Source organism: Hydrogenophaga sp. (assembly GCF_019264445.1).
GTDB lineage: Bacteria > Pseudomonadota > Gammaproteobacteria > Burkholderiales > Burkholderiaceae_C > Hydrogenophaga.
In genome coordinates this window covers 1-24,997 of record NZ_JAHVAB010000046.1, presented here as the reverse complement: position 1 = coordinate 24,997, position 24,997 = coordinate 1, and the positions used below count along the sequence as shown (strand labels likewise).

The 24,997-nt window shown below is 62.5% G+C and carries 26 protein-coding genes and 1 pseudogene; 18 read left to right on the top strand and 9 right to left on the bottom strand.

Annotated elements, in window-relative coordinates; genetic code table 11:
* Nucleotides 1–6: 6 nt before the first annotated feature.
* The 5 genes and pseudogenes from KXJ60_RS08410 (at nucleotide 7) to KXJ60_RS08390 (ending at nucleotide 2,739) form a co-directional block, all read left to right on the top strand.
* Complete coding sequence (locus tag KXJ60_RS08410; RefSeq protein ID WP_291126248.1) at nucleotides 7–390, top strand: hypothetical protein; 384 nt, start codon at nucleotides 7–9, stop codon at nucleotides 388–390.
* Between the two features lie 109 nt (nucleotides 391–499).
* Entirely contained in the window at nucleotides 500–1,024 is a 525-nt protein-coding gene (lspA, locus tag KXJ60_RS08405; RefSeq protein WP_291126245.1) for a signal peptidase II, read from the top strand.
* Nucleotides 1,021–1,437, top strand: a complete 417-nt coding sequence (locus KXJ60_RS08400; protein ID WP_291126243.1) for a disulfide bond formation protein B — start codon at nucleotides 1,021–1,023, stop codon at nucleotides 1,435–1,437. Before lspA ends, KXJ60_RS08400 begins: the two co-directional genes overlap by 4 nt.
* Nucleotides 1,434–2,090 (top strand): thioredoxin domain-containing protein, encoded by a 657-nt coding sequence (locus KXJ60_RS08395; protein ID WP_291126241.1) that lies wholly within the window; start codon nucleotides 1,434–1,436, stop codon nucleotides 2,088–2,090. Before KXJ60_RS08400 ends, KXJ60_RS08395 begins: the two co-directional genes overlap by 4 nt.
* Nucleotides 2,091–2,219: 129 nt before the next feature.
* Nucleotides 2,220–2,739, top strand: a pseudogene (locus KXJ60_RS08390) (SCO family protein).
* Nucleotides 2,740–2,990: 251 nt separating this feature from the next.
* On the opposite strand, the gene KXJ60_RS08385 reads toward KXJ60_RS08390, so the two are convergent.
* From KXJ60_RS08385 to KXJ60_RS08360, 6 genes are all read right to left on the bottom strand, one after another.
* Complete coding sequence (locus KXJ60_RS08385; protein ID WP_291126239.1) at nucleotides 2,991–3,608, bottom strand: cation transporter; 618 nt, start codon at nucleotides 3,606–3,608, stop codon at nucleotides 2,991–2,993.
* Nucleotides 3,609–3,816: 208 nt separating this feature from the next.
* The gene (locus KXJ60_RS08380) at nucleotides 3,817–4,293 is read right to left on the bottom strand and encodes a DUF305 domain-containing protein (protein ID WP_363318062.1); all 477 of its coding nucleotides are present in this window, start codon (nucleotides 4,291–4,293) and stop codon (nucleotides 3,817–3,819) included.
* Nucleotides 4,294–4,610: 317 nt separating this feature from the next.
* A complete protein-coding gene (locus KXJ60_RS08375; RefSeq protein WP_291126236.1) occupies nucleotides 4,611–7,730 on the bottom strand; it encodes an efflux RND transporter permease subunit in 3,120 nt (1,039 codons plus the stop codon).
* Nucleotides 7,727–9,340, bottom strand: coding sequence for an efflux RND transporter periplasmic adaptor subunit (locus KXJ60_RS08370; RefSeq protein ID WP_291126234.1), 1,614 nt, complete (start codon nucleotides 9,338–9,340; stop codon nucleotides 7,727–7,729). Before KXJ60_RS08370 ends, KXJ60_RS08375 begins: the two co-directional genes overlap by 4 nt.
* A 4-nt stretch (nucleotides 9,341–9,344) precedes the next feature.
* Nucleotides 9,345–10,658, bottom strand: a complete 1,314-nt coding sequence (locus KXJ60_RS08365) for a TolC family protein (RefSeq protein WP_291126232.1) — start codon at nucleotides 10,656–10,658, stop codon at nucleotides 9,345–9,347.
* A 97-nt stretch (nucleotides 10,659–10,755) separates the two neighbouring features.
* Complete coding sequence (locus tag KXJ60_RS08360; RefSeq protein ID WP_291126230.1) at nucleotides 10,756–11,124, bottom strand: hypothetical protein; 369 nt, start codon at nucleotides 11,122–11,124, stop codon at nucleotides 10,756–10,758.
* 163 nt (nucleotides 11,125–11,287) lie between these two features.
* On the opposite strand from KXJ60_RS08360, the gene KXJ60_RS08355 reads away from it, so the two are divergent.
* Nucleotides 11,288–11,689 carry a DUF305 domain-containing protein gene (locus tag KXJ60_RS08355; RefSeq protein WP_291126228.1) on the top strand — a complete coding sequence of 134 codons (402 nt, stop codon included), beginning with the start codon at nucleotides 11,288–11,290 and terminating at the stop codon, nucleotides 11,687–11,689.
* A 71-nt stretch (nucleotides 11,690–11,760) separates the two neighbouring features.
* Here KXJ60_RS08355 and KXJ60_RS08350 read toward each other — a convergent pair whose 3' ends face one another.
* A complete protein-coding gene (locus KXJ60_RS08350; RefSeq protein ID WP_363318061.1) occupies nucleotides 11,761–12,651 on the bottom strand; it encodes a heavy metal sensor histidine kinase in 891 nt (296 codons plus the stop codon).
* 113 nt (nucleotides 12,652–12,764) lie between these two features.
* On the opposite strand from KXJ60_RS08350, the gene KXJ60_RS08345 reads away from it, so the two are divergent.
* From KXJ60_RS08345 to KXJ60_RS08330, 4 genes are all read left to right on the top strand, one after another.
* Nucleotides 12,765–13,085, top strand: coding sequence for a cupredoxin family protein (locus KXJ60_RS08345; RefSeq protein ID WP_363318060.1), 321 nt, complete (start codon nucleotides 12,765–12,767; stop codon nucleotides 13,083–13,085).
* 34 nt (nucleotides 13,086–13,119) lie between these two features.
* Nucleotides 13,120–13,482, top strand: coding sequence for a copper-binding protein (locus tag KXJ60_RS08340; protein WP_291126227.1), 363 nt, complete (start codon nucleotides 13,120–13,122; stop codon nucleotides 13,480–13,482).
* Nucleotides 13,483–13,819: 337 nt separating this feature from the next.
* Nucleotides 13,820–14,590 (top strand): glutaredoxin family protein, encoded by a 771-nt coding sequence (locus KXJ60_RS08335; RefSeq protein ID WP_291126225.1) that lies wholly within the window; start codon nucleotides 13,820–13,822, stop codon nucleotides 14,588–14,590.
* Nucleotides 14,591–14,830: 240 nt separating this feature from the next.
* Complete coding sequence (locus KXJ60_RS08330) at nucleotides 14,831–15,115, top strand: CopK family periplasmic copper-binding protein (protein WP_291126222.1); 285 nt, start codon at nucleotides 14,831–14,833, stop codon at nucleotides 15,113–15,115.
* A 115-nt stretch (nucleotides 15,116–15,230) separates the two neighbouring features.
* Here the strand turns inward: KXJ60_RS08330 and KXJ60_RS08325 are convergent, their stop codons facing one another.
* Together KXJ60_RS08325 and KXJ60_RS08320 are read right to left on the bottom strand one after the other, a co-directional pair.
* Entirely contained in the window at nucleotides 15,231–17,600 is a 2,370-nt protein-coding gene (locus KXJ60_RS08325; RefSeq protein ID WP_291126220.1) for a heavy metal translocating P-type ATPase, read from the bottom strand.
* 47 nt (nucleotides 17,601–17,647) lie between these two features.
* A complete protein-coding gene (locus KXJ60_RS08320; protein WP_291126218.1) occupies nucleotides 17,648–17,980 on the bottom strand; it encodes a hypothetical protein in 333 nt (110 codons plus the stop codon).
* Nucleotides 17,981–19,615: 1,635 nt separating this feature from the next.
* Here KXJ60_RS08320 and KXJ60_RS08315 point away from each other — a divergent pair.
* The 8 genes from KXJ60_RS08315 (at nucleotide 19,616) to KXJ60_RS08280 (ending at nucleotide 24,761) form a co-directional block, all read left to right on the top strand.
* Nucleotides 19,616–19,807 (top strand): hypothetical protein, encoded by a 192-nt coding sequence (locus KXJ60_RS08315; RefSeq protein WP_291126216.1) that lies wholly within the window; start codon nucleotides 19,616–19,618, stop codon nucleotides 19,805–19,807.
* Entirely contained in the window at nucleotides 19,804–21,225 is a 1,422-nt protein-coding gene (locus KXJ60_RS08310) for a TolC family protein (protein ID WP_291126214.1), read from the top strand. The genes KXJ60_RS08315 and KXJ60_RS08310 overlap by 4 nt, the downstream gene beginning before the upstream one ends.
* Nucleotides 21,226–21,245: 20 nt before the next feature.
* Complete coding sequence (locus KXJ60_RS08305; RefSeq protein WP_291126212.1) at nucleotides 21,246–22,664, top strand: copper oxidase; 1,419 nt, start codon at nucleotides 21,246–21,248, stop codon at nucleotides 22,662–22,664.
* Nucleotides 22,665–22,688: 24 nt separating this feature from the next.
* On the top strand, nucleotides 22,689–23,195 hold the full coding sequence (locus tag KXJ60_RS08300; RefSeq protein WP_291126210.1) for a cupredoxin family protein: 507 nt from the start codon (nucleotides 22,689–22,691) through the stop codon (nucleotides 23,193–23,195).
* A 60-nt stretch (nucleotides 23,196–23,255) separates the two neighbouring features.
* On the top strand, nucleotides 23,256–23,600 hold the full coding sequence (locus KXJ60_RS08295; RefSeq protein WP_291126208.1) for a copper-binding protein: 345 nt from the start codon (nucleotides 23,256–23,258) through the stop codon (nucleotides 23,598–23,600).
* Between the two features lie 83 nt (nucleotides 23,601–23,683).
* Nucleotides 23,684–23,857, top strand: coding sequence for a four-helix bundle copper-binding protein (locus tag KXJ60_RS08290; RefSeq protein ID WP_291126207.1), 174 nt, complete (start codon nucleotides 23,684–23,686; stop codon nucleotides 23,855–23,857).
* Nucleotides 23,854–24,252, top strand: coding sequence for a DUF305 domain-containing protein (locus tag KXJ60_RS08285; RefSeq protein WP_291126205.1), 399 nt, complete (start codon nucleotides 23,854–23,856; stop codon nucleotides 24,250–24,252). The genes KXJ60_RS08290 and KXJ60_RS08285 overlap by 4 nt, the downstream gene beginning before the upstream one ends.
* Nucleotides 24,253–24,638: 386 nt before the next feature.
* Entirely contained in the window at nucleotides 24,639–24,761 is a 123-nt protein-coding gene (locus KXJ60_RS08280; protein WP_291126203.1) for a hypothetical protein, read from the top strand.
* Nucleotides 24,762–24,997: the final 236 nt, after the last annotated feature.

The following is a 24,997-nucleotide window of genomic DNA, read 5'->3' as shown; positions in this document are numbered from 1 at the left end:
CACCCCATGCGTTATGTCGTGTTGGTCCTCATGTTCCTGCTGCCGCTGCAGTTCTCAGCGGCAGTTGCGGCTGGCTATTGCCAGCACGAGTCCAGCGCCGGCGTTTCCCACCCAGGCCACCATTCACACGATCATTCACTTGCCCAGGGCAGTGAAGTGCAAAGCGAGCTTGCGAAATCAGCGAAGGTCATCGGTCTTGACCTGGACTGTGGAACTTGCCACGCAAGTTGCGCTTGGGCGCCTATAACGGCCCTTGAGCCGATGCCGAAAGCGCGGCAACTGGTGGTGTATCCGCACCAACTTGGTGTCATGAAAAGGCCGCGCGGGGATCGCCCCGAGCGTCCCAAATGGAGCGCCCCGGCCAGACCGGGGATCTCGCACCGCGCCTGACAGAACAGGCGCATCGGGCGCATCAAGCTCTCCCCCTCTGGCCGAACCCACCCGTTCCTGCGAGCAAGCCCGCAGGCAAGCTTGTGCGATGTTTCCAGAGGATTTCTTCATGACGATTTCATGGCTGAAAGGCCATCCACGTTGGGCATGGTCCACGGCTGTGGCCGTTTTGCTGTTGGTCGACCAAGTGACCAAGTCCTACTTCGCCAATGCCCTGGTGCTCGGCGAATCGGTGCGCGTCACCGACTGGCTCAACTTTGTTCATGTGCTCAACACGGGTGCAGCTTTTTCGTTGCTGGCCGATGCGGGGGGATGGCAGCGCTATTTCTTCATTCTGGTCGCCTTGACCGTGGTGATTGCCGTGTCCTTTGTCTGCCTTACCCGCCGGGCTGAGGTGATGGACCCCTGGGTGGGCGCGTTTGTGGTGGCTGGCGCCGGAGGTAATCTGATCGACCGCATCCAGACGGGTGCGGTGGTGGATTTTCTGGATTTTCACTGGCGTCAGATTCACTGGCCGGCGTTCAACTTCGCCGATGTGTTCGTGGTCTGCTCGGCTTTGACGTGGAGCGTGCTTGCATTGAAAGCGCCAAAGAATAAAGCAGATCCTTCTTCGACCGAAGGACGCTCGTCATGAAGACCCGCTGGTTTCTCATCCTGCAGGCTTGGTTGATCTCGCTCGTGGCCACCTTCGGCGCACTCTTCATTGGCGAAGTGATGTTGATGGTGCCATGCCAACTCTGCTGGTATCAGCGGATTTTCATGTTTCCTCTGGCCATTGTTCTGGGTATTGCCGCCTTTGCTGAGGACCGGCGAGGCGCCCTCTACGGCCTGGTGTTGGCACTGGGCGGCGGGGTTGTCGCGCTGTACCACACGCTGTTGATAGAGGGGTGGGTGCCCAAAACATGGGTTCCGTGTGGCCCAGGGCCTTCCTGCACCGATCAAAAACTCGTCATCCTGGGCAACGTCCAGATTCCATGGTTGTCCCTGGCCGCCTTCCTGGCCATCAACGCATTGCTCATCACTTATCTCAGAAGGACTCGCCCATGAACCCAAAGAAACTCACCGTCGGAGCGCTGCTGGCCATCGTGCTCGTGGCCTTCTTGTTCGGCGCGTACAACTATCAACGTCGGATGCAGAACTCGCAGATGGAGAAGGTCGCGCAGGATCAGGCCCGTCTGATGCGATTCCACTCTCCGACCCTGGGATTGACGCAGGCTCCCGTGACGATCGTCGAGTTCTTCGACCCGGCCTGCGAAACCTGCCGTGCTTTCTATTCCATCGTCAAGGACATCATGAGCCAATACCCGAACGAGGTGCGCCTCGTCATTCGCTACGCGCCATTTCATCAAGGGTCCGACCAAGTGGTCAAGCTGCTGGAGGCCTCACGAAAGCAAGGAAAGTATTGGCCAGTACTGGAATCGGTGCTCGCCGCGCAACCGCAATGGGCTGACCACGGCAACCCCAACGTGCAACTGGCGTTTCAGGCAGCGGCGCAAGGTGGCCTGAACATCGAGAAAGCCCTAGCGGACATTCAGTCGCCGGACATCGATGCAATCCTCAAGCAAGACATCGAAGATCTCACCGCGCTCGAGGTAACGAAGACCCCCACCTTCTTCGTCAATGGCCGCAATCTGCCCAGCTTTGGCGAGCAGCAATTGCGCGCACTGGTGGCTGAAGAAGTGTCGAAGACAAAAAAGTGACCCCCAATCCTGGAGTGACAAGCCGTGAGTGAAACTCTGCAAAAAAGCGTCCAGCGGAGAAGCCTTGTGGTGGCTGGAGTCTCTCTCCCCGTCTTTGTCGCGCTTACCGCCTGTTCACCAGAACCCGTCTTGTTCCAAAGCACCGACATCACGGGTGCATCGTTTGCGCAATCCCTGCGGTTGAAGGACCACAACGGCATCGAGCGCACATTGGCAGACTTCCAGGGCAAGATCCTGGTGATGTTCTTTGGCTTCACTCAGTGTCCTGATGTGTGCCCAAACTCCATGATCACGTTGGCCGAGGTCAAACGCCTCCTGGGCAAGGATGGGGGAAAGCTTCAGGTGGCCTTCATCACTGTGGATCCGGAGCGAGACACCCGTGAGTTGCTCAGCGCCTACATGCGGAGCTTTGATCCCTCATTCTCGCTTTGCGCCCGGAGCCTGCAGAGCTCGAGGGTGTCGCGAAAGACTTCAAGTTTACTACCGCAAAGTGGACGGCCCGACGCCCACTTCGTACACGATGGATCACTCGGCAGGCAAGTACATCTTCGACACCGCTGGCCGTGTACGACTCTTCTCGAACTACGGCAGCACTCCTGAAGTGATCGCGCAGGACATCAACGCCCTTCTCAAGAGCAGTGGCAACTGACGACTGGCTCGACATAACGTCGGTATCCATGCCGATGAAACGCATGGGGATCGCCCATGAGTGATTCTCGTCCAAGAAGCGTGTCAGGCAGCCAGATCCGGTGCCACGAATCGCGCTAGGCTCGGTTTACGCCGTCACGAACTTGTTTAGGCCGCGCTCAAGGGTCCTAGGCTCGCAGTCTGTCACCACATTGAGGAAGATCCTTCACAGCCGTCCGGTTTCAAGAAGTTCTCTGGCTCTGGCCGGCACCTTTATGTGCTGGCCTTACGTGTCTCGGATGCTGCGCGCAAGATTTCTCGCCCACCATTCGCTGCGATTGTGGCCACGACGATGCCCAACAGCAAATCGGGGATGTTCGACCCGAACGTCATCACCAGCGCCCCGGACAGCACGATCGCACCATTGACGATGGAGTCGTTGCTGGTGAAGATCGCTGATGCCTTGAAGTTCACATCTTCGCCGCGATGGCGGCGCAGCAATCTGAGGCACACCAGGTTTAAAGCCGCATTTAGCGCGGCCATGGCCATCATGGCCGCGCCGACAGGCTCTTCCCCTCCGGTGAAGCGGCGCAGGGCTTCCAACAGCAGCAACGCGGCCAGGCCGATGAGCAAAAAGCCCGACAACTGAGCCGCCCTCACCTTGACCATTGCCGCCCGGCCGACTGCGTACAGGCTGAGCGCATAGACCGACGCGTCGCCTAGGTTGTCCAGCCCGGCCCCGATCAGAGCGGTCGAGGCAGCCCAAATCCCAAGGCCAATGCCCGCGGCAGACTGACTCAGGTTGATCAGCAAAACGGACTGAAGAATCTTGCGGTCCGCCTCATTGCTTGAATCCAAGCCGCCAAGGTCGTCGTCTTTGCTTTCAGCCATGAGGTTCTCTTCACGTTGCGGGATGCTGGGACCTGCACCGGCTCAGTACACCGCTGATTGGTGGGATCGACCCGCCAAATCCCAGAGGTCAGTTCATTCTGGAGCGATTCACGAGTCGTTTGATCAATCGCCTGAACTGACTTGAGTATTCCCCTATACGCATTCAAAATGCGTGCAGCATGATCCTCATCGTCACTTCACGAAAAGACTACGAGTTCCGCGCCCTTGACTCCAGCCGAGCCCGGATTGCATTCATCTGCTCGATTTCCCTGCGCTGAGCACCCGCGATTTCCTCACATAGCTTTATAAGCTCTAAGTCGGTGAGGCGGGCTTCACGACACATCAGGATGGCACCGGAGTGGTGCGGGATCATGGATGCAATGAACTGTCTGTCGCCGATTGCACTTTGCTGACGCGTGGCGGCCAATGCTGCGATGAAGACCACGGTGAAGACAGCGTGAAGCACCCAATTGAGCAGCTTCCTCGAATACATCCCGCGCATGGTCAGGAGCATGATGACGCCCATTGGCGCGACCATGGTCAGAGCCATGTAGAACATGTTTAGGTTGTTACGGAAATCAGACCAGCCATCGATCATGGAAAACATGACGAAATACATGACGATCAAGCTAAGCACCATGTTGACCGCGAACCACGTGTAGTGGCTCATGCCTTCGTGTTGCATGCTTCCATGCGGGGAATCGTGGTTGTCGCTCTTCATTGATTTCTCCCTGCCCAGTCAGAAGGGTCCAAAAAAAGCCGTCACGTATCCTTGTTCTCTGTGACTCGTCTCTAAAATTTGACCGGGATCTAAAGTCCCAGTCTGTAGGACATTGACGATGAATGAAGTAGGCATGGATGCTCCCCTTCTTTCGGGCGTCTACGCTGCCGGCATCGACCAGCGTGATGCGCTTCTGCTTTGCCAAAGAAGAACCATTTCCTGCGCGAGGTGCTGAAGCCCTGGCATTCTTTAGACAGCGGTGTAGCCACTCCAAGAAGCCATCAACGCGGACGCCGCATCAGCCGGTAGGCCGCCGGCACCACGAGCAGCGAGAGCAGCGGCGCGCTGATCATTCCACCCACCATGGGCGCGGCGATGCGCTGCATCACCTCGCTGCCGGTGCCCAGGCCCCAGAACAGCGGCAGCAGACCAGCCACGATGGTGGCCACCGTCATGGCCTTGGGCCGCACCCGCAGCACCGCACCTTCCCGGATCGCGTCCAGCAGCGAGGCGTCGTCCTCCAGCCCGGCGTCCAGCCGCTCCCGCCAAGCGTGCTTGAGGTAGATCAGCATGATCACGCCGAACTCGGCCGCCACGCCAGCCAGCGCGATGAAACCCACCGCGCTGGCCACCGACAGGTGGTGCCCGAGCAACCACAACAGCCACACGCCACCCACCAGCGCAAACGGCAACGTGGCCATGATCAGCAGCGCCTCGTCGAACCGGCGGAAGATCAGATAAAGCAGCACGAAGATGATGAGCAGCGTGAACGGCACCACCAACTGCAGCTTGGCGGTGGCGCGCTCCAGGAACTCGAACTGCCCAGACCACGACACCGAATACCCGGCTGGCAACTCCACTGCACTAGCCACGGCGCGCTGCATGTCGAGCACCGCACCCCGCAGGTCGCGGCCGCGGATGTCCACGTACACGAAGCCGGCCAGGCGCGCGTTCTCGCTGCGCAGCATGGGTGGCCCGTCGCTGATGCGCAGATCGGCCACGTCAGACAGCACCAGGCGCTGGCCGGTGGGCGTGACGATGGGCAGCGCGCGCAGCTTGGGCAGCGAGTCGCGCAACTCGCGCGGGTAGCGCAGGTTGATCGGGAATCGCTGAAGGCCCTCCACCGTCTCGCCGATGTTCATGCCGCCCACGCTGCCGGCCACGATATCCTGCACGTCGGCGATGTTCAAGCCGTATCGCGCGGCGTCAGCGCGGCGGATGTCCACATCGATGTAGCGCCCACCGGTGAGCCGCTCGGCCAGCGCGCTGCTCACGCCGGGCACGTCCTTCACCACCTGCTCGATCTGGCGGGTCAGGCGGTCGATGGTGGCCAGGTCGGCCCCGGCCACCTTCACGCCCACCGGGCTCTTGATGCCGGTGGCCAGCATGTCGATGCGGTTGCGGATCGGCGGCACCCAGATGTTGGAGAGGCCGGGCACGCGCACGGTGCGGTCGAGCACCTCCACCAGCGCCTCGGGCGTGAGGCCGGCGCGCCACTGGTCGCGCGGCTTGAACTGGATCGTGGTCTCGAACATCTCCAGTGGCGCCGGGTCGGTGGCCGAGTCCGCGCGCCCGGCCTTGCCGTACACGCTCTGCACCTCGGGCACGGTCTTGATCAGGCGGTCGGTCTGCTGCAGCAGCTCGGCCGCCTTGGCAGCCGAGAGCCCGGGTAGCGCGGTTGGCATGTAGAGCAGATCGCCCTCGTCCATCGGTGGCATGAACTCGCTGCCGATGTGCAACAGCGGCCAAAGGCTCAGGGCCAACAGCAGCGCGGCCAGCGCCAGCGTGACCCGGGGCGCCTTGAGCACGGCGTCGAGCAGCGGCCGGTAGAGCGCGATTAACCAGCGGTTCAGCGGGTTGGCGTTTTCTGCCGGGATGCGCCCGCGAATCAGGTAGCCCATGAGCACCGGGATCAGCGTGACCGCGAGCCCGGCCGCCGCGGCCATGGCATAGGTCTTGGTGAAAGCCAGCGGCGCGAACAGCCGGCCTTCTTGCGCCTCCAGCGTGAACACCGGGATGAAGCTCAGCGTGATGATCAGCAGCGAGAAGAACAGTGCCGGCCCGACCTCGGCCGCGGCGGTGGCGATCACCTTCCAGTGCGCCTCGCCGCGCAGCGTTTCACCAGGGTGCTGGTGTGCCCAGCGTTCCAGGTGCTTGTGCGCGTTCTCGATCATCACGATCGCCGCGTCCACCATGGCGCCGATGGCGATGGCGATGCCGCCGAGCGACATCACGTTGGCATTGATGCCCTGTTGCTGCATCACCCCGAACGCGATCAGCACGCCCAGCGGCAGCGACACGCTGGCCACCAGCGCACTGCGGAAGTGAAACAGAAAGGCCACGCAGACCAGCGCGACCACGATGAACTCTTCCAGCAGCTTTTCGCACAGGTTCTTCACCGCGCGTTCGATCAAGCCGGAGCGGTCGTACACCGGCACGATCTCCACGCCCGCAGGCAGGCTGCGCTGCAGATCGGCCAGCTTGGCCTTGACGGCCTGAATGGTCTGCAACGCGTTCTTGCCCGAGCGCATCACCACCACACCGCCCACGGCCTCGCCCTCGCCATTGAGTTCACCGATGCCACGCCGCATTTCGGGCCCGGTCTGCACGCGCGCCACGTCGCCAAGTCGCACCGACACGCCGCCCGGCGTGGTCGTGAGGGGAATGGCGCGGAAGTCGTCCAGCGTTTTCAGGTAACCGCTGGCGCGCACCGCGTACTCGGCCTCTCCGAGTTCCAGCACCGAGCCGCCGGCCTCCTGGTTGGCGCGGCCCACCGCGGCAGCCACCATGGCCTGCGTGATGCCATAGCTCGCCAAACGGTCGGGGTCGAGCACGATCTGGTACTGCTTGACCATGCCGCCCACGCTGGCCACCTCGGCCACGTCGGGCACGGTCTTGAGTTCGAAGCGCAGGAACCAGTCCTGCAGCGCGCGCAGCTGCGCCACGTCCTGCTGACCGGTGCGGTCCACCAGCGCGTACTGGTAGATCCAGCCCACGCCCGTGGCGTCTGGCCCAAGCGAGGTCTTGGCCGTGGCGGGCAGGCGCGCCTGCACCTGGTTCAGGTACTCCAGCACGCGCGAGCGCGCCCAGTACAGGTCCACATCGTCGTCGAACAGCACGTACACGAAGCTGTCACCGAACATCGAGAAACCGCGCACCGCCTTTGTGCCGGGCACCGAGAGCATGGTGGTGGTGAGCGGGTAGGTGACCTGGTTTTCCACGATCTGCGGCGCCTGCCCCGGCCAAGTGGTGCGGATGATGACCTGCGTGTCGGACAGGTCGGGCAAGGCGTCGAGTGGCGTGCGCTGCAGGGACACCAAGCCCCAGGCGCTCAGCATCAGCGTGGCCAGCAGCACCAGGAAGCGGTTGGCGATGCTCCAGTGGATCAGACGCGCGATCATTTGCTTGGCTCCGGTGCCACGCGTTGGATCGACGTGATTTGCGGAACGTCCCCGTCCTGCATGTGGAACTCGATCTGCAGCCGGTCACCTCCCTCAAGGTTGCGCGGCTGCCGCTCGCGTGGCGGCAGCTTGAAGTCCATCGTCATCTGTGGCCACTTCAGCGCTTCGATCGGCGGGTGCGTCACGTTCACGGTGTCGCCGTTGATCGCGTTGATCACCGCGTCGGTGCGGTAGCGCGGCGCGCCTTCCTCGGGCGCCTGGTTCAACCGCGCCTCCAGTCCACGCAAGCTGGCTTCGGAGTCGATCAGGAACTGCCCGGAGAGCACCACCCGCTGCCCCTCCTGCAAGCCCGAGACGATCGCGGTCTGCCCGCCACTCTCCAACCCGGTGACCACCTCCACCGGGCTGAAGCGCCCGCCCTCGGTGGCCAGCATCACCACACTGCGCCGCCCGGTGTGGATCACCGCGTCGCTTGGCACCATCAGCGTGCTGTCGGCCGACGAGCGCGCAAAACGCATCTGCACCGACATGCCGGGCACCAGCCGCTCTCCCGGGTTGGCCAGCTCCAGCCGCGCGCGCACGGTGCGCGTGGCCGGGTTCACCTGGGGCAACAGGGCTTGCAGGCGGCCTTCAAAGTTCTGCCCTGGCGCGCCCGGGCTTGTTACCTTCACCGGCGCGCGCGACTGCAACAACGCGGCCTGGCTCTCGGGTACTTCGCCTTCGGCCCACACGGTGCGCGTGCCCTGGATGCGCGCAATCACCATGCCGGGCATGGCGGTGCTGCCCTGGCGCACCGCGAGCTCGGTGAGCACGCCGGCGATGGGTGCGCGCAGCGTGAAGCGCGGCTGCAGTTGCCCGCTGTTTACCACCTGCTGGATCTGCGCGGGCTCCATACCGGCCTGGCGCATGCGCTGGCGCGCGGCGTCCTTCAGCGTGTCGGTGCCCGCGCCGCTCAGGCGGGCCAGCGCCAGGTACTCCTCCTGCGCGGCCACCCAGTCGGGCACGTACAGCTCGGCCAGCGGCGCACCGGCGGCCACGCGGTCGAGCACGGCGTTCACGTGCAGCTTCTCCACATAGCCCATGGCGCGCGAACTCACCAGCGCCTGGTCGCGCTCGTTCCAGGCCACGCTGCCGACGGCGGTAATCTCCGACACCAGCGCACCCTGCACCACCGGCGCGGTGCGCAGCCCGAGGTTCTGCTGGATGCGTGGGCTTACCGTGATACTGTTCGCGTCCGCCGCGCCGTTGCCGGCGTAGCGTGGCACCAGCATCATGTCCATGAAGGGCGACTTCGCGGGGGCGTCAAACTGCTTGCCCGGCACCATGGGGTCGTGGTAGTTGAGGATGCGCCGGCCTGTCATCGGGTCGATGTCGCCGGCCTTCAAGCCGCTCTGGATGTGGCGCCGCGTAGCGTCCTCACCCTGCGCAATGCTCCATTGGTCCGGGTCGGTCGCCCCAGCGGCAGGCCCGCCTTCGGTCTGCGTGTTGGCGCCGATGGCAGCGAAACTTTGCTCCATGCCTTGCTGCTTGCCGAACCACCAGGCGCTGGCGCCCACGGTGGCGAGCGCAACTACCACGGTCACCACCATCACGGTTTTAATCTGTTTCATGGTCTTACTCCGGGCGGGCGGCTTGCGTGGCCGTGGTGTCGGGGATCAGGTATTCGAGCCGGGCCCACAGGCCAGCGGTCTCGCGCTCAAGGTTGATGCGCTCGAGTTGCAGTTCGAGCATCTGGCGGCGCGCCTGCAGCACCGCGCCCAGGCTTTCTCGCCCGCCCCGGTAGGCGGCCAGCGCGGCCTCGGTGCGCTGCTCGGCCAGCGGCTGGCGTTCGCGCTGCAGGAAGGCCATCCGGGCCAGGCCAGAGCGCCAGTCCTGTTGCCAACGTTCGATCTGCAGCCGCCGCTCGCGCGCCTGTTCCTCGCGTTCGGCCAGCAGCCCGTTCACGCGCGCCAGGCGTGCGGCCAGCTCGCGCTGCTGGCGCCGTGGTGCATCCCATTGCAGCGGCACCGACACCGCGATCGACACCATGTTTGAGTATTGCGAACCGCGCTGGCTGAACATGAGTTCGGCCGTCCAGTCCGGGCGCTGCTCCTGGCGCGCCAGTTCGGCCTCGGCGCGGGCCACAGCCTCGCGCGCCTGCAGAGCCGCCAGATCAGGCAGCTCGTCCACCCGCCCGGTGAGGGTCCGCGCGTTGAGCGTGGTGTGCGAGATCGCGGGCAACTGGGCCAGCGGCTGCTGCGGTGGCCCACCGGTCCAACGCGCTAGCGTCAGGCGCGCGTTGGCCGCATCGGCCTGCACGCCAATCAAGGCCTGCTCCAGCTGTGCCAGCGCCTCGCGCGCGGCGATCCAGTCGGTGGTGGCGCCGCGGCCGCCTCGGGTGGCGGCTTCGGTGGTGTTCACCAGCACGCGGGCCTCGTCGATCTGCGCCTGCAACACCTGCACGCGCTGCTCCTGCAGGCGGCGCTCCAGCCAGGCCTGCGCCACCGCCTGCTGTAGCTCGGCCAGGCGCTGGATGCGCTCGCTGAGCGCCGCGTCGGCCTCACGCTCGAAGCGCTCACCGCGGGCGCGTCGCTTGTCGGCATTGGGCAGCGTCTGCATGAGCGCGACCGAGCGCATGGTCATGAAGTCGCGTGTGGTGCTGAAGCGGTCCGGCCCGTTCACCGGCAGGTTGTCGAGCGAGAGGCGCAGCACCGGGTCGGGCCGCTGTGCGGCGGCGACGGCCATGTCGTGCGCGCCCGCGGCGGCGGCATCGGAGGCCTGCAGGCCGCGCGAATGCGCCAGCGCCGAGCGCACCGCGGCGTTCAGGCTCAGCGGTTCGGACGTGGCCGCTTCGGCGGGCGTTGTTGCGATGGCCAGCCAGGCGATGGCGGCGACCAGCGCGTGCCACAGGACCCGCGAGCGGGGTATCGAAAGAAGGTGTTGTTCCATATCTGAGCTCCGAAACGTGCGCGCGCGGGCAGCAGCCCGGTCAACGCGCGATGGCAGGAGCCGCCCGGGTCGGGGCGGTCTGCGCCGTGTGGGGAGGTCAGATCAGGGAGGGCGGGCGCCAGAGGCTGGCGAGCGCGCCGGGAGCCCGGGCACGCAGAATCGGTATCGGCGGGGCCGCGGCCGCAAGGGACTCGAACCGCGGCACGTCGACCGGTGGCATCCAGACGGCGGGTGCCGTGCAGGCCTGACCGGTCTTGCAGACCTGGCCGGTGCGCTCGAAGGTGGCGAGGTCATTGCAGCAGTCGGGCATGCTGTCCGACTGGGCAGTGACGTCCACCGCATTGCCAGCGTCCGGCTGCATCGCCATCATGGCTTGCATCGGGCACGGCGGCTCCTCGGTATGCGGCGCAGCGAATCCCTGCAAGGGGATCAGCAGACACAGAACGAGGGCGAGCAGACGGCGCATGGAAGGGATTCTATGGCGAGAGACTCGAGTCAGGGGGACGATGGGATGGCGCTTGCCGTCAGGATGGATCCGCTTTGCCTCTATGCAGTGTGCGCTGTCGCACAGTCAAGCGGTGCCTCATTGCCAATGATTCTCTTGACCATACATTCTCAAGGAGACCTCGATGAAACGCATCAAGTTTGTTCCATTGCACGCGTTGTGCCTCGCCGCACTGACCGCACTCTGGAGCGTATCGGCTTCAACCCAGACCCAAGCCGCTCCGGCGACGAGCCCTTCAGTGAGCACGCCTATGGGGGACATGCACAAGGGCGCAGCTGGCGCTACAGACATGAAGGCTTCCATGATGATGGGCATGGAAGAGATGCAGAAGATGCCGATGACCGGCAACACCGACAAGGACTTCGCAATGATGATGAAGATTCACCATCAGCAAGCCCTGAACATGGCCGAGATGGAACTCAAGAATGGCAAGTCTTCCGAAATGAAAGCCATGGCCAAGCAGATCATCGCGGCGCAAAAGAAAGAAATCGCACAGTTCGACAAGTGGCTTGCCAAGCAGAAGTGATCGGCATGGCTGCATATGTACTTCGCCTGCAACTCGGCAAGGCTGGCGGCAGATAGGGTGGCAAGACCCCTTCAGCATTGACGCGGAAACCGCAAGCAAAACTTCGTTTCTTCTGCTGTCGAGGTGACTGATACTCCGCCGCCATGAGCGAGCATGATGGCCTTGGTGATGGCCAAGCCCAGGCCAGCGCCATCCGATGAAGGATGGGTGCGCGACTTGTCTACCCTATAGAACCGATCGAACAACCGAGGCAGGTCAGAAGCATCAATCTGGTCGCCCGAGTTGGTCACACACAAGGTGATGCCGTCCTCGATGGGGTTGATGGCCAGTTCGATATCGCTTCGAGGGTGCGAGTGCCGCAGTGCGTTGGAGAGCAGGTTGCTGATGGCCCGCCGGATCATCAGGCGATCGCCCGCCACTGTGCCAGACCCCACAGTCCTGAGGCGAACCTCTTTTTCCTCAGCGACAGCATCGTAGAAATCCAGCAGGCTCGCTACCTCGCCGTCCAGCGCGACACTTTCTCGATTCGGGAGTTGGATGCCATGGTCGGTCTTCGCCAGAAACAGCATGTCGGACACCATGCGCGCCAAGCGCTGGAGCTCCTCGGCGTTGGAGGCGAGGATGTCGCGGTAAGTGTCCGGATCGCGGCGTTGCGAGACGGATACCTGGGTCTGGGTCAACAAGTTGGTGATGGGTGTGCGCAGCTCATGCGCGAGGTCGCTTGAGAAATCCATCAGCTTCGCAAAATCCAGTTCCAATCGCTTCAGCATCGTGTTCAGGCTGTTGGCCAGTTCTGCCATCTCCACAGGCACCGCCTCGATCGGCATCCTCTGGTCGAGCTTGTGGGCGGTCACCTTGAGCGCGCGCTCCTTCATGATCCGCAGTGGGGCAAGGCCGCTGCGAGCAGCCCACCACCCCAATAAGCCGCTGAGTAGGGTGGCAACCAGCACGTATATCGCCAACTGCTGGCGCAATGCCTACATGAAATGTTCACGGTGTTCAAGGTGCGCAAGGAGCAGAAGCCGGGCCACTACAAGGCCTGCCGAATGCCGTCAAGCGCTCCGTGGAGATTCGCATGACGGATAACATGCACTTCACACCGGACCTCGTGGAGGTCAAACAAGGCGAAACGATCAAGTTCGTTCACGTCAACAACGGCAAGGTGATGCACGAATTCGTCTTGGGAACCAAGAAGGAACTCGATGAGCACTCGGCGCTGATGAAGAAATTCCCCGGTATGGAACACGACGAGCCCTATATGGCTCACGTGGCGGCGGGGAAAAAAGGGGAGATCATCTGGAACTTCAACAAGGTCGGCGAGTATGACTTCGCCTGCCTGCTGCCTGGCCATTACGAGGCAGGCATGGTTGGCAAGATCAAGGTCGTTGCCAAATAGACCCTTCGCGAAATCTTGAGAAAGGAATGACCCCATGAAAAAATTCACCCAGACTGTGGCGCAACTTCTCGCTGCTGCAGCGCTTTCACTGTCCTTGCCGTCGATGGCACAGATGACTATGGACCACAACAAGATGGGTGTGGACCAAGGCAAGACGGGCACGGCCGCCGCACCGGGTATGACCTACGGCGAAGTTCGCAAGATCGACAAGGAAAACGGAAAGATCACGATCAAGCACGGCGAGATCAAACACATGGACATGCCCCCGATGTCCATGGTGTTCAATGTCAAGGACAAGGCCATGCTGGACAAGGTCCAGGTGGGCCAGAAGATCCAGTTCATCGTCATTCAAGACGCCGGCAAAATGGTCGTCACGGACATTCAACCCGGTAAATGAACTGACTCGCAGAACCACTGAGACATCTCTCGTAAAGGGCTCGGTTGTTTCAACCGAGCCCTGTTCTTTTTGCATGTCAGGTTTCGTGGCTGAAAAAGCGACCACGCTGCAGTCTCACGCCCAAACGTGTACCCCGTATGCCACTGTTGGCACCGCGTCCGGGGGCGTTCCGGCGTTCTTGGTATGCCAGTGGCGCTGGCAATGCCGAAACGGTTCTACTCCGACCTCGCTCGAGGGGCATGCCCGCAATCGTGAGGCGCTGAGGTCTTGACTCATACCGGGGTACAGGACCTACCATGAACCCTTGTTCAAAAGCCAAACCAGCTGGAGACTCTAAATGACAACTGCAACTCAGCCGCAGCGGGCCACGCTCTACCGCATGGTCATGGACAAGCATGTCTGCCCCTATGGCTTGAAGGCCAATGATCTTCTGCGCCGCGAAGGGTTCGAAGTGGAAGACAACTGGCTGACGACCCAGGAAGCGACCGAAGCCTTCAAAGCCGAGCACGGCGTGAAAACGACGCCGCAGGTCTTCATTGAGGGGGCGCGGATCGGCGGATACGATGACCTTCGCCGCCACTTTGGCAAGACTGTCGCAGACCCTAAGGCCACGACCTATCGTCCAGTCCTCGCGCTCTTCTGTATGACGGCGTTGATGGCCCTAGCGGTGAGCTACGCTGTTTTTGGCAACCCATTCACAAGCCGAGCCGCAGAGTGGTTTATCGCCTTCAGCATGGCTGCACTGGCGCTGCTCAAGCTTCAGAATGTCGAGAGCTTCGCAACGATGTTCCTGAATTACGATTTGTTGGCCCGGCGGTGGGTGCCGTACTCGTACATCTATCCGTTTGCGGAGGGTTTGGCTGGGGTTTTGATGATCGCGGGTGCCTTGAACTGGGTGTCGATTCCGGTGGCCCTCTTCATCGGAACAGTGGGGGCCGTTTCCGTCATCAAGGCCGTGTACATCGATCGACGCGAGTTGAAGTGCGCCTGCGTGGGCGGCGCCAGCAATGTGCCACTCGGATTTGTGTCGCTCACCGAAAACCTTCTAATGATCGGCATGGGTGTCTGGATGGCTTTCTCGGCATCAGGCTCTGCAATGACCATGTAGGCTCAAAGCAGCCCAGCATCGCTGGGCGATGTTTGGCTCAGCGACTGGAGGCCCGCTGGGTGCGATTGCACGCACCAAGTCCTGTGCATTGGAATTTTCTCAACGCCTCCTGACTTTTCGCTGACCAAGTTGTAATGCATTCGCAAGCTGCGGGTCAGGGGCCTCTCGATGCATTGAGTTCGTACGCAGCACCACATTGATTCATTCGAACAATGTGATTTGTTCTCAAAGAAGACCTCCATGATTCGCAAGCTCAGCATCCTCGTCCTCTCAATGGCCGCACAGGCCCCTGCATTCGCCATGGACGCAGCCCAGTCCGAGGCCAAGCAGGTCATCGCGTTGCAAAACGGCGAAAAGCTCTACGTCTTCAAGGACGGGTTGATGGCGAAAGAAAGCAAGTTTGGACGTGCGATTCACCTCAGCAAGGGTGAAGTCGTCCACACGGCCGACGGGAAGAGCATCACGACGATGGGCAATGAAGTCGCACGGTTGTTTTCCCTGCTGAACAAGGGCCATCACAACTGAGTCTGGGCCTACTGCGCTCCTGCGGTCAAAGCTTCGTTGCATTCGAGCCAGACCGTCAACACCTTCTCGCCAATGCTGGAGAGAAGGTCTTTTCAGTTGGAGGTCTACGCCTTTCTTACTTCTCCCGGATCACCGCGCCGCGCAACCGCAGCGCGTTGCCGATCACCGAGGCCGAGCTCAGGCTCATGGCCAACGCGGCGATCATGGGTGACAACAGCCAGCCGGTGAACGGGTACAGCAAGCCCGCGGCCAGTGGAATGCCCAGGGCGTTGTAGACGAAGGCGAAAGCCAGGTTCTGCTTCATGTTGGCCACGGTCGCCACCGAGAGCGCGCGGGCCGTCGCGATGCCACGCAGATCGCCCTTGACCAGTGTGAGCTGCGCGCTGTTCATGGCCACGTCGGTGCCCGTGCCCATGGCAATGCCCACATCGGCGCGGGCAAGTGCCGGCGCATCGTTGATGCCATCACCCGCCATCGCGACCACGCGGCCCTCTACCTGGAGTTTCTCCACCAGTTTGAGCTTGTCGGCCGGCTTCACTTCGCCGTGTACCTCGTCAATACCCAGGCGCTGGCCGACCGAGCGCGCGGTGGTCAGGCCATCGCCCGTGGCCATGATCACGCGGATGTTCGCTTGGCGCAGCGACGCCAGCGCATCGGCCGTGGTTGCCTTGACCGGGTCGGACACCGCCAGCAGACCGACCAGTGCCTTGTCCGCCGCGAGAAACATGACGCTGGCGCCCTGTGAGCGCAGCGCTTCGGCTTGAGTGGCCAGCGGCGCCACTTCCACACCCAGCTGCTGCATCAGCGCCGTGTTGCCCAAGGCCAGGGACTTGCCGCTCACGACACCCTTGACCCCGATGCCGGATTCGGAGTCGAACTGCTCGGGCTTGTCGAGAGTAAGCCCCTGTTGCTTCGCAGCCTCCACGATGGCGGCGGCCAGCGGGTGTTCGCTGCCCTGGTCCAGGCTGGCGGCGAGGCGCAGGACCTCGTCTTCGGAAAAGCGCCCGTGGCCCACGGCGCGCTCGAAGCTGGGGCGCCCCTCGGTCAGGGTGCCGGTCTTGTCGACGATGAGCGTGTCGACCTTGCGCAGGTTCTCGATGGCGGCGGCGTCGCGGAACAGCACGCCGCGCGTGGCGCCGCGCCCGGTGGCCACCATGATGGACATGGGCGTGGCCAGTCCCAGCGAACACGGACAGGCAATGATCAGCACAGCCACCGCATTGATGAGGGCATAGACCCAGCTCGGCTCAGGCCCGAACAGACCCCAGCCGAAGAAGGTGAGCAGCGCCGCCACCACGACACCCACGACAAAGTAGCCCGCCACCTGGTCGGCCATGCGCTGCATGGGCGCGCGCGAGCGCTGCGCCATCGCCACCATCTGCACGATCTGCGACAGCACGGTGGCCGAGCCCACGTGTTCGGAGCGCATCACCAGGGCGCCGCTGGTGTTGAGCGTGGCGCCGATCAGCTTGTCGCCGACGCGCTTGCTCACCGGCAGCGGCTCACCGGTGAGCATGGATTCGTCCACGGCGCTGCTGCCCTCGACGACGGTGCCATCGGTCGGCACCTTCTCGCCGGGGCGCACACGCAGCAGGTCGCCCACATGCACATGCGCGAGGGGCACGTCTTCTTCCTGGCCATCGGCCGAGATGCGCCGCGCGGTCTTGGGCGCCAGACCCAGCAGCGAGCGGATGGCGGCCGAGGTTTGGGACCGTGCCTTGAGTTCCAGCAGTTGACCCAACAAGGTCAGCGAGATGATCACCGCCGCCGCTTCGAAGTACACCGACACCCGCCCCATCGACACAAAGGAATCGGGGAACACCTGCGGCGCCACCGTGGCCACCACGCTGTACACAAACGCCGAACCGGTGCCCAGGCCGATCAGCGTCCACATGTTGGGGCTGCGGTTCACGATCGACTGTGCGCCGCGCACAAAGAACGGCCAGCCGGCCCACAGCACGATCGGCACGGTCAGCACCAGCTCGATCCAGCTTTGTGTGGCCATGTCGAACCAGCCGAGTTGGTGACCGAACATCGCCAGCACGGTGACCACCACCGTGAGCGGCAAGGTCCACCAGAAGCGCCGCTGGAAATCCGCCAGCTCGGGGTTCTCGTCGGCGTCCAGTTCGGGCATGACCGGCTCCAGCGACATGCCGCATTTGGGGCAGTTGCCGGGGTGGTCCTGGCGGATCTCCGGGTGCATGGGGCATGTGTAGACCGTGCCGGGCTTGCCCGGTGGCGTGGGCGTTGGGGCCGCGTAACTCTCCGCATCGGTTTGAACGAATCGGGCCGGTTCGGCAGCAAACCGGGCTTGGCACTTCGCACTGCAGAAATAGTGATGTCGCCCCGCGTGCTCCAGGTGGTGCGGCGACTGCTCGGTGACCACCATCCCGCACACGGGATCTTTCAGCCCGGTCGCAGGATGAAGCGGTTTGGACGCGCCGTGGTGGCGGCCAGCATGGTCGTGCTGTGCGAGTGTGTCCATGTCTTTCCCTTCCTGGAATTTCGAGCCCTGGGTGGCCAGAGCGGCTGTCAGCTGGTGAGTATGGACGCCTGGTGCACGTGAACGCCGCGCATCCAGGCCATGAGGTCGATGGGGCTGGAGCCGCCATCCGTGGCCCCGTCGCCCGCGGCGCGGGCCTTCTTGACCTGCGGCTTGTGGTCCGGCTGGTGCTGGGCCGGGCTGTGCAGCGAGAGCTTGTCCAGAATGGCGCAGTGGGGCTGGTCGTCGCCATGGCAGGCCTGCACCAGCACCGACAGGCCTTCCATCATCTGCTCGATCTCGCGCCGCTTCTCCTCCAGGTCGGCCAGCTGGCGCTCGGCCAGGGCCTTCAGCCAGCGGCTGATGCGCTGCGAGCGCTCCAAAGCATGATGCGCTCGGCGATCTGCTCCTCGGAAAATAACGAGCTCTTCATGGCCTTTTTCCTTGCGTCCCTTCGCGCAAGCCGGAAGGCCACCGTACTCTAGTTTCGAAACGCCCACCTCGGATCCACTTTTCGATGCCCAGTGGGGGACCCCTGATTGCCCAGTGATGGGCGGGTGTACTTGGACATGACTTCGCCCTTTCGTCAAAGCTGCAGCAGGTTGAAGCGAGCCTCGCGAAGCAGACCCGAACTTCCTGATTACCCCACGCTTTGCGCAATGCGTGCGCCGGCGCGGGGTCCTCCTCCGGAGGCGGACTGCCGGGTTGTTGGCCGTAGGTGTCCGGGAGTGGTGCCGCATCAATGAAGGCGACGCGCCAGCTGAAGCCTTGCAAGCATGTGGACGTTCCACTCCGCAGGGCCGTCACGCTCCAGCGCGAACTGGCGCGTGGGGTCGACGGCAACGTTCGGTCCCTGGGCGAATCCTGTCTCCGTGGCAAACAACGTAGAAACCCGGCCACCGTCTTCACTAGCGTGCCGCGAATCCGTCCGTTGTGAAGTGCGGGATCAAATCGAGCTACCAAATCGACGCACTCTGCGATTCCAACACCTACATTCGCTAGCGCCGCATCTGGAGCCAAGTACCAGTCGTTCATCTTGAAAAAATGGTCGCCTGTGTGGCTATCTCGGATCAACTTCTTTCCGAAAGCTGCTATGAAGTAGAGGCCTACCGGAACGATCAAAGCCACAATGTATGGATTGGTAAGGTAGGAGCTAAGCTCAGTTCCGAGTACCGCCAGATAGTCATCGCCGTCTTGCCTCACCCTATCACCATCCTTTTTAAGCTGGTTGAATTTGGTTAACTTTCGTTACAAGTCAAGACCGTTTATCCGGACAGCTTCTGGTGCAAAAACTACTTTGTAACAGGCCACTGTCCAAACTGCACCACTACCAAACTACCTTGGGCGAACGAACTCCAGCCCTTTCCACTTATAATCCGAAAAATGGTCAGCTTTCGCGCACTCCTGCTGTGGCTCCTGATGCTCGCGGTGCCTTTCCAGGCATACGCTGCGGCAGCCATGACGCTGTGCGGCCCGGCTGCGAATCGCCCGGCTGCGGTGAGTGCGCTGACCATCGACGACCACCACGGTAGCCATGCGGCCATGGCAAGCGATCATCACGAGGCCCAGGTCGACACGCATCGCGCTGGTGGTGGACCTGACCAAGGCCACAGGTGCGGCAACTGTGCTCCATGCCATGGAGTGGGCCTGACGCCTGCCTTTGCTGCTATCGACGCCCACAGCCCGCCACAGGCTGACCTCGCAGAGCCTCTCCACCCGCCGGCGTCCGTAACGCCGAGCGTTCCCCACAAACCACCTCGCGCGTGATCGTGTCCAGCCCCGGCAGTTTTGCTGCCGACGTTCGGACGCGCTTGTTTCGTTCTTGATGTTGCTCGCCTTGCGGGGCGATGCCACGTCATTTCGTTCATGAACATCGCGAGGATCACATGCTCACTTTATCGCCGGCCCCTTGGCTGGCTTGCCTGACCACGTTTGTGGCTTTGACCGCAGGAGCGCAGAACTCCCAAGGTTCAACCCCCGTGCCGAGCCAGACGCCGGCACTCCCCTACAACTCCGCCATGGAAGGCTACAAAGCCTTCTCTGACGAAAAGCCGATCCCCTGGCGCGCTGCCAATACCACCGTGGAGCAACGGGGCGGTTGGCGAGCCTATGCGAAAGAGGTTGCTGACGAGGATGCCGCTGAGACGTCCAGCGCCGGCCACGGACAGGGTCATGCAATGCCTGCTCCGACGTCCAAGGAGAAGCCATGATCCGGTCGCTTCGTTTGTCGCTCGCTGCTGCAGCCGCAGCCTTCCTGACAGGTTGTGCATCTCTCGGAATTGACGACGCGGTCAAGGAAACCAACGCATCTGCTGCCGAGTTCACCGGCGGCAAACTGGAACTCAGCACGAGCCAGAATCAGCGCGTCGCCCGGGCATCGTTGTCTGAGGAACTGCTTGGCAAGCCGCTGACTCAGGAAGGTGCGGTTCAGTTGGCCCTGGCCAACAGTCCCGCACTCCAGGCGCTCATCGCGCAGAACTGGGCTGACATCGCTGCAGCGAACCAGGCCGGCCGCATACCGAACCCGGTCTTCAGCTTCGAGCGCGTGCGGCTGGGCGATGAGCTGGAAATCGGTCGACTTCTGTCCTTTGGATTGGTCGACATCCTGCTGCTGCCCAAGCGCATTTCGATCGCACGCAGCCAAGCGGCACAGGCGCAGATCCAACTCACAAGCACCGTCGTTGACCAGATCACCCAAGTGCGCCAAACCTGGGTGCGGGCTGTTGCGGCCCAGCAGACGCTGCAGTACGCCGAGCAGGTCAAGCAGTCGGCCGAGGCGAGTGCCGAGCTTGCCCGGCGCATGCAGCTCGTGGGCAATTTCAGCAAGCTGCAGCGGGCGCGGCAACAAGTGTTTTACGCCGACGCGACCACCGAACTGGCATCTGCGCGGCACACGGCCGTCGCCGCCCGTGAAGAGTTGGTGCGGGCACTTGGACTGGACAATGCGCAATCGGCCAAGCTCAAGCTGCCCGAACGCTTGCCTGATCTGCCGAAGGCTCCCCGCGAGGCCAAGGCGGTGGCATCTGCAGCAACCGCGCAGCGCCTGGACGTGCAGCAAGCGCGTGCCCAGCTCGACTTGGCTGGAAAGTCGCAGGGTATCAACCTGCTGTTCACGTACATCGATATCGAGGCCGGGATTCGGCGCGATACCGTGTTCGACAACGCCGAAGGCACGCGGGGTACAGCCCGCGGTTTCGAGCTGGACATCCGCTTGCCCTTGTTCGATTGGGGCTCCGCCCAGCGCGAGGCGCTCAACGCCCAATCTCTCGCTGCGGCCAATCGCTACGACGCCGCTGTACGCGGTGCCACGTCCCAGCTTCGAGAAGGGTACTCCGCCTACCGCACCGCCTACGACATCGCGCGGCACTACCGTGACGAGATCGTCCCGCTGCGCCAGTCCATGGCCGAAGAAAACATGCTGCGCTACAACGGGATGTTGATCGGGGTCTTCGAGTTGCTGGCCGAGGCGCGCGCCCAGGTCACCAGCGTAACCCGGGCTATCGAAGCGCAACAGCAATTCTGGCTTGCGGACGCGGCTCTGTCGGCATCCCTTCGAGGGCGCCCCATTGCGGCCGCCGCACCAGCCGCCAGCGGCGGCTCTCAGCCCGCCGCCGCAGCGGCCCATTGAGCCCCATTTCCAGGACACACATGAACAACAGACGCAACTTTCTGAGCGGTGCGGGCGCCATCACCGGCGCAATCGCAGCCGCTTCCGTGAGCAAGGTGGCCATGGCTGCGTTGCCGGAACCGGTCCTGCAGACCCGGCCAGACACCATGCCGCCCCTGACGCCATCCACAGGCCGGCCCTACAACCCGGTGGTCACCTTGAACGGCTGGACGCTGCCATGGCGGATGAACAACGGCGTGAAGGAATTCCACCTCGTCGCCGAACCCGTCGTACGCGAGATGGCACCGGGCTTCAAGGCCCACCTGTGGGGCTACAACGGTCAGTCGCCAGGTCCGACCATCGAGGTGGTCGAAGGCGACCGGGTGCGGATCTTTGTCACCAACAAGCTGCCTGAGCACACCTCTATCCACTGGCACGGGCAGCGGCTGCCCAATGGCATGGACGGCGTGTCGGGCCTGACCCAGCCGCCGATCCAGCCGGGCAAGACCTTCGTCTACGAGTTCGTCGCGCGCCGCCCGGGGACGTTCATGTACCACCCGCACGCCGATGAAATGACGCAGATGGCGATGGGGATGATGGGCTTCTGGGTCACGCATCCGAAGAACAAGCATCCGCTCATCGAAGAGGTCGATCGCGATTTCGTGTTCCTGCTCAACGCTTACGACATCGAGCCGGGCAGCGCGACCCCGAAGATCATGACCATGCTGGATTTCAACCTCTGGTCGTGGAACAGCCGCGTTTTTCCAGGTATCGATTCCCTCAACGTGCGGCTCAACGACAAGGTGCGGATCCGCTTCGGCAACCTGACCATGACCAACCACCCCATGCACCTGCACGGGCACGAGTTCCTGGTGACGGGCACCGATGGTGGGCCTACGCCCAAGAGCACCCGCTGGTATGAGGTGACAACCGACGTGGCCGTGGGTCAGATGCGCCAGGTGGAGTTCCTGGCCGACGAAGAAGGCGATTGGGCCTTCCACTGCCACAAGAGCCATCACACGATGAACGCCATGGGGCACGACGTGCCCACGATGATCGGTGTCGATCACAAGGACGTGGTCAAGCAGATCACCAAGCTCGTGCCCGACTACATGGTCATGGGCGAGCGTGGCATGGCCGACATGGGCGAGATGGAGATGCCGCTGCCGGACAACACCGCTCGGATGATGAGCGGCGAAGGGCCGTTCGGCTCCGTCGAGATGGGCGGCATGTTCAGCATGGTGAAGGTGCGCAAGGACCAAAAGCCAGGGGATTACTCCAACCCCGGTTGGTTTAAACACCCCAAGGGCACGGTCGCGTACGAGTACGGCGCACCCATGGCCGAGCCTGCCAGATCCAGCGGAGCCGGCCCATCGGCCATGCCAGCTCAAAACATGCCCGCCAAGAACATCGAAGTTCAAGTCCGCAAGCCAGCCAATGGTGGCCACGCAAGCCACTGATCTTTTTTAACCGAGGAACCCACCATGAAGACACAAACCATCCGTAACGCAGTCGCCGCAACCTTGTTCGCTGTTGCCACAAGCGCCGCCTTTGCATCTGGCACCCACGCGGGTGGCCATGGCGAGCCAGGCGCGGCCGTTGGCAAACCCGGCGTGGCCGCCAAAGTCACGCGCACGATCAAGGTTGACATGACCGATGCCATGCGCTTCAACCCCGCCACCATCGATGTCCAGCAGAACGAAACCGTCCGCTTCCTCATCACGAACTCGGGCAAGGTCAAGCATGAGCTGGTCCTTGGCACTGAGCAAGAACTCAAGGAGCACTACGAGGTGATGAAGAAGAACCCGGAGATGGAACACGACGATCCCAACATGGTCACCTTGGCCCCGGGCAAGAACGGCGAAGTCATCTGGCAGTTCACCAAGGCTGGCAAGGTGGACTTCGCGTGCCTGCAGCCCGGCCATTACGACGCGGGCATGAAGGGCGCAGTCACCGTCGCCAAGGCCAAGGGCAAGGCGTCCGCCAAGTAATGGCATCAGACGCGGTGCGTGTCGCACCGTGCCACTTCACTCAATATTAGGAAACGAGCCATGACATCCTCTCGAAACACCTGGTCTGCAGCGGTCATTGCAGCAGCCCTGATATCCATTTCCGGCTTGGCTGGTGCACAACCGACCACCGACCCGGCGAGCGCATCTGCGCCTGCGGGCACGCCGTTTGCCGAGGGAGAGATCCGGAAAGTTGACAAGGAAAACCTGAAGCTCACCATCAAGCACGGTCCTCTCAAGAACCTGGACATGCCCGGCATGACGATGGTGTTTCAGGTTCAGGACCCAGCCGTGCTGGAGAAAGTCCAAGTTGGCAACAAGGTGCAGTTCACGGCCGACAAGATCGACGGGAAGTTCACCGTCATCAAGCTTGAGGCGGCGCGCTGAAGATCGTCTCTCTGACCTCCCTGGGCGGCTCTCGGGTCGCCTGTTCCGCCGGTCCTCCGGCTTTTTTCGCATAGGAGAAAACGATGTCACATGAAACTTATGCCGCTTGTATCGAAGCTTGCAACGCTTGCGCTGCGGCATGCAACCACTGCGCTGCTTCCTGCCTGGCAGAGCAGGAGGTGAAGATGATGGCCAAGTGCATCGCGCTGGACATCGACTGTGTGGAGATCTGCCAGCTTGCCTCGGCGACGCCATGACCATCTCGATCTGGAAGCTCTCTGGAGTGGTGCTCGCACTCGGCGCGGGCATGCTGCACCCAGCGAGCGCACAACAGGCGGCCCCCCATGGGCACAGTGCTGCAAACCAAGCGGCACCTGCCGGCGGCGGCACGGACATGAAAGCCATGATGAAGGACATGAATGACAAGATGTCTTCCATGCCCATGACTGGAAACACAGACGTTGATTTCTCAATGATGACGCGCATTCACCACCAACGTGCCATTGACATGGCCCAGGCCGAACTCAGAGACGGCAAGGCGCCTCAAATGCGCAAGATGGCCAGCCAGATCATCAGCGCACAAAAGAAGGAAATTGCCGAGATGGACAAATTCCTGGCCAAGGAGCATCAAGGCGCTACGAAGAAGAAGTGATAGCCTAATGGGGGGGCCAGCTGAGCATCATCGCCCGTCGGTGGGCCCGATTGCGTGGTCCACGGCTTGACCTTCCAACCGTTGGAGGGTCGAACCTTGTGAAGCAAGGAGATTTCCCAAGGACGCAGACCACCAGCTCGCCCGAGCACAACCATTGCTCCATGGAGAAGCCTGATCTGGAGCATCAACACGCGGCCCAAGGCGTGGCTGCAGTTGGGACCATGCATGGTGCACACCACTACGACGGTCATCACACCCACAAGCGCACCGCGCCCGGTGCGCAAGGGGGACGGACTCTGAATACACCTGCCCGATGCACCCTCAGATTCGGCAGGCCCTTGTGAGATCGCGCTCTGGCTGGGTATGAGAGTCCTTCGACAACTCACATGTACGTCGAGGCGGATCTGGCCATGAAGGAGTGCGCGCTGGCGCGGCTGAAGCAACCGGAGATCAAGCATGCGCGGTACCGCGCGCCGAAGGCCCTGTTGACCTTCCTACAAGGGTTGTGATTATGCGAAGCACTATCGACGCCTTGAGGTGACTCCTACCCGGGGTGCCGACACGACAGCACCGAGCCGACTTCGCATAAAAGTAAGCAATGGGATGGGCGTTGCTGGCCCATGACCGGCGTTACGAGACGGGTTACAAGAAGGCGGCCGAGGTCTTGTGACCGAAAACCAAACGCAGAATAGGCAGAACAACTTCAGGGGGAAATACCACCGATTGCTCAGGCGATCATGAAGTG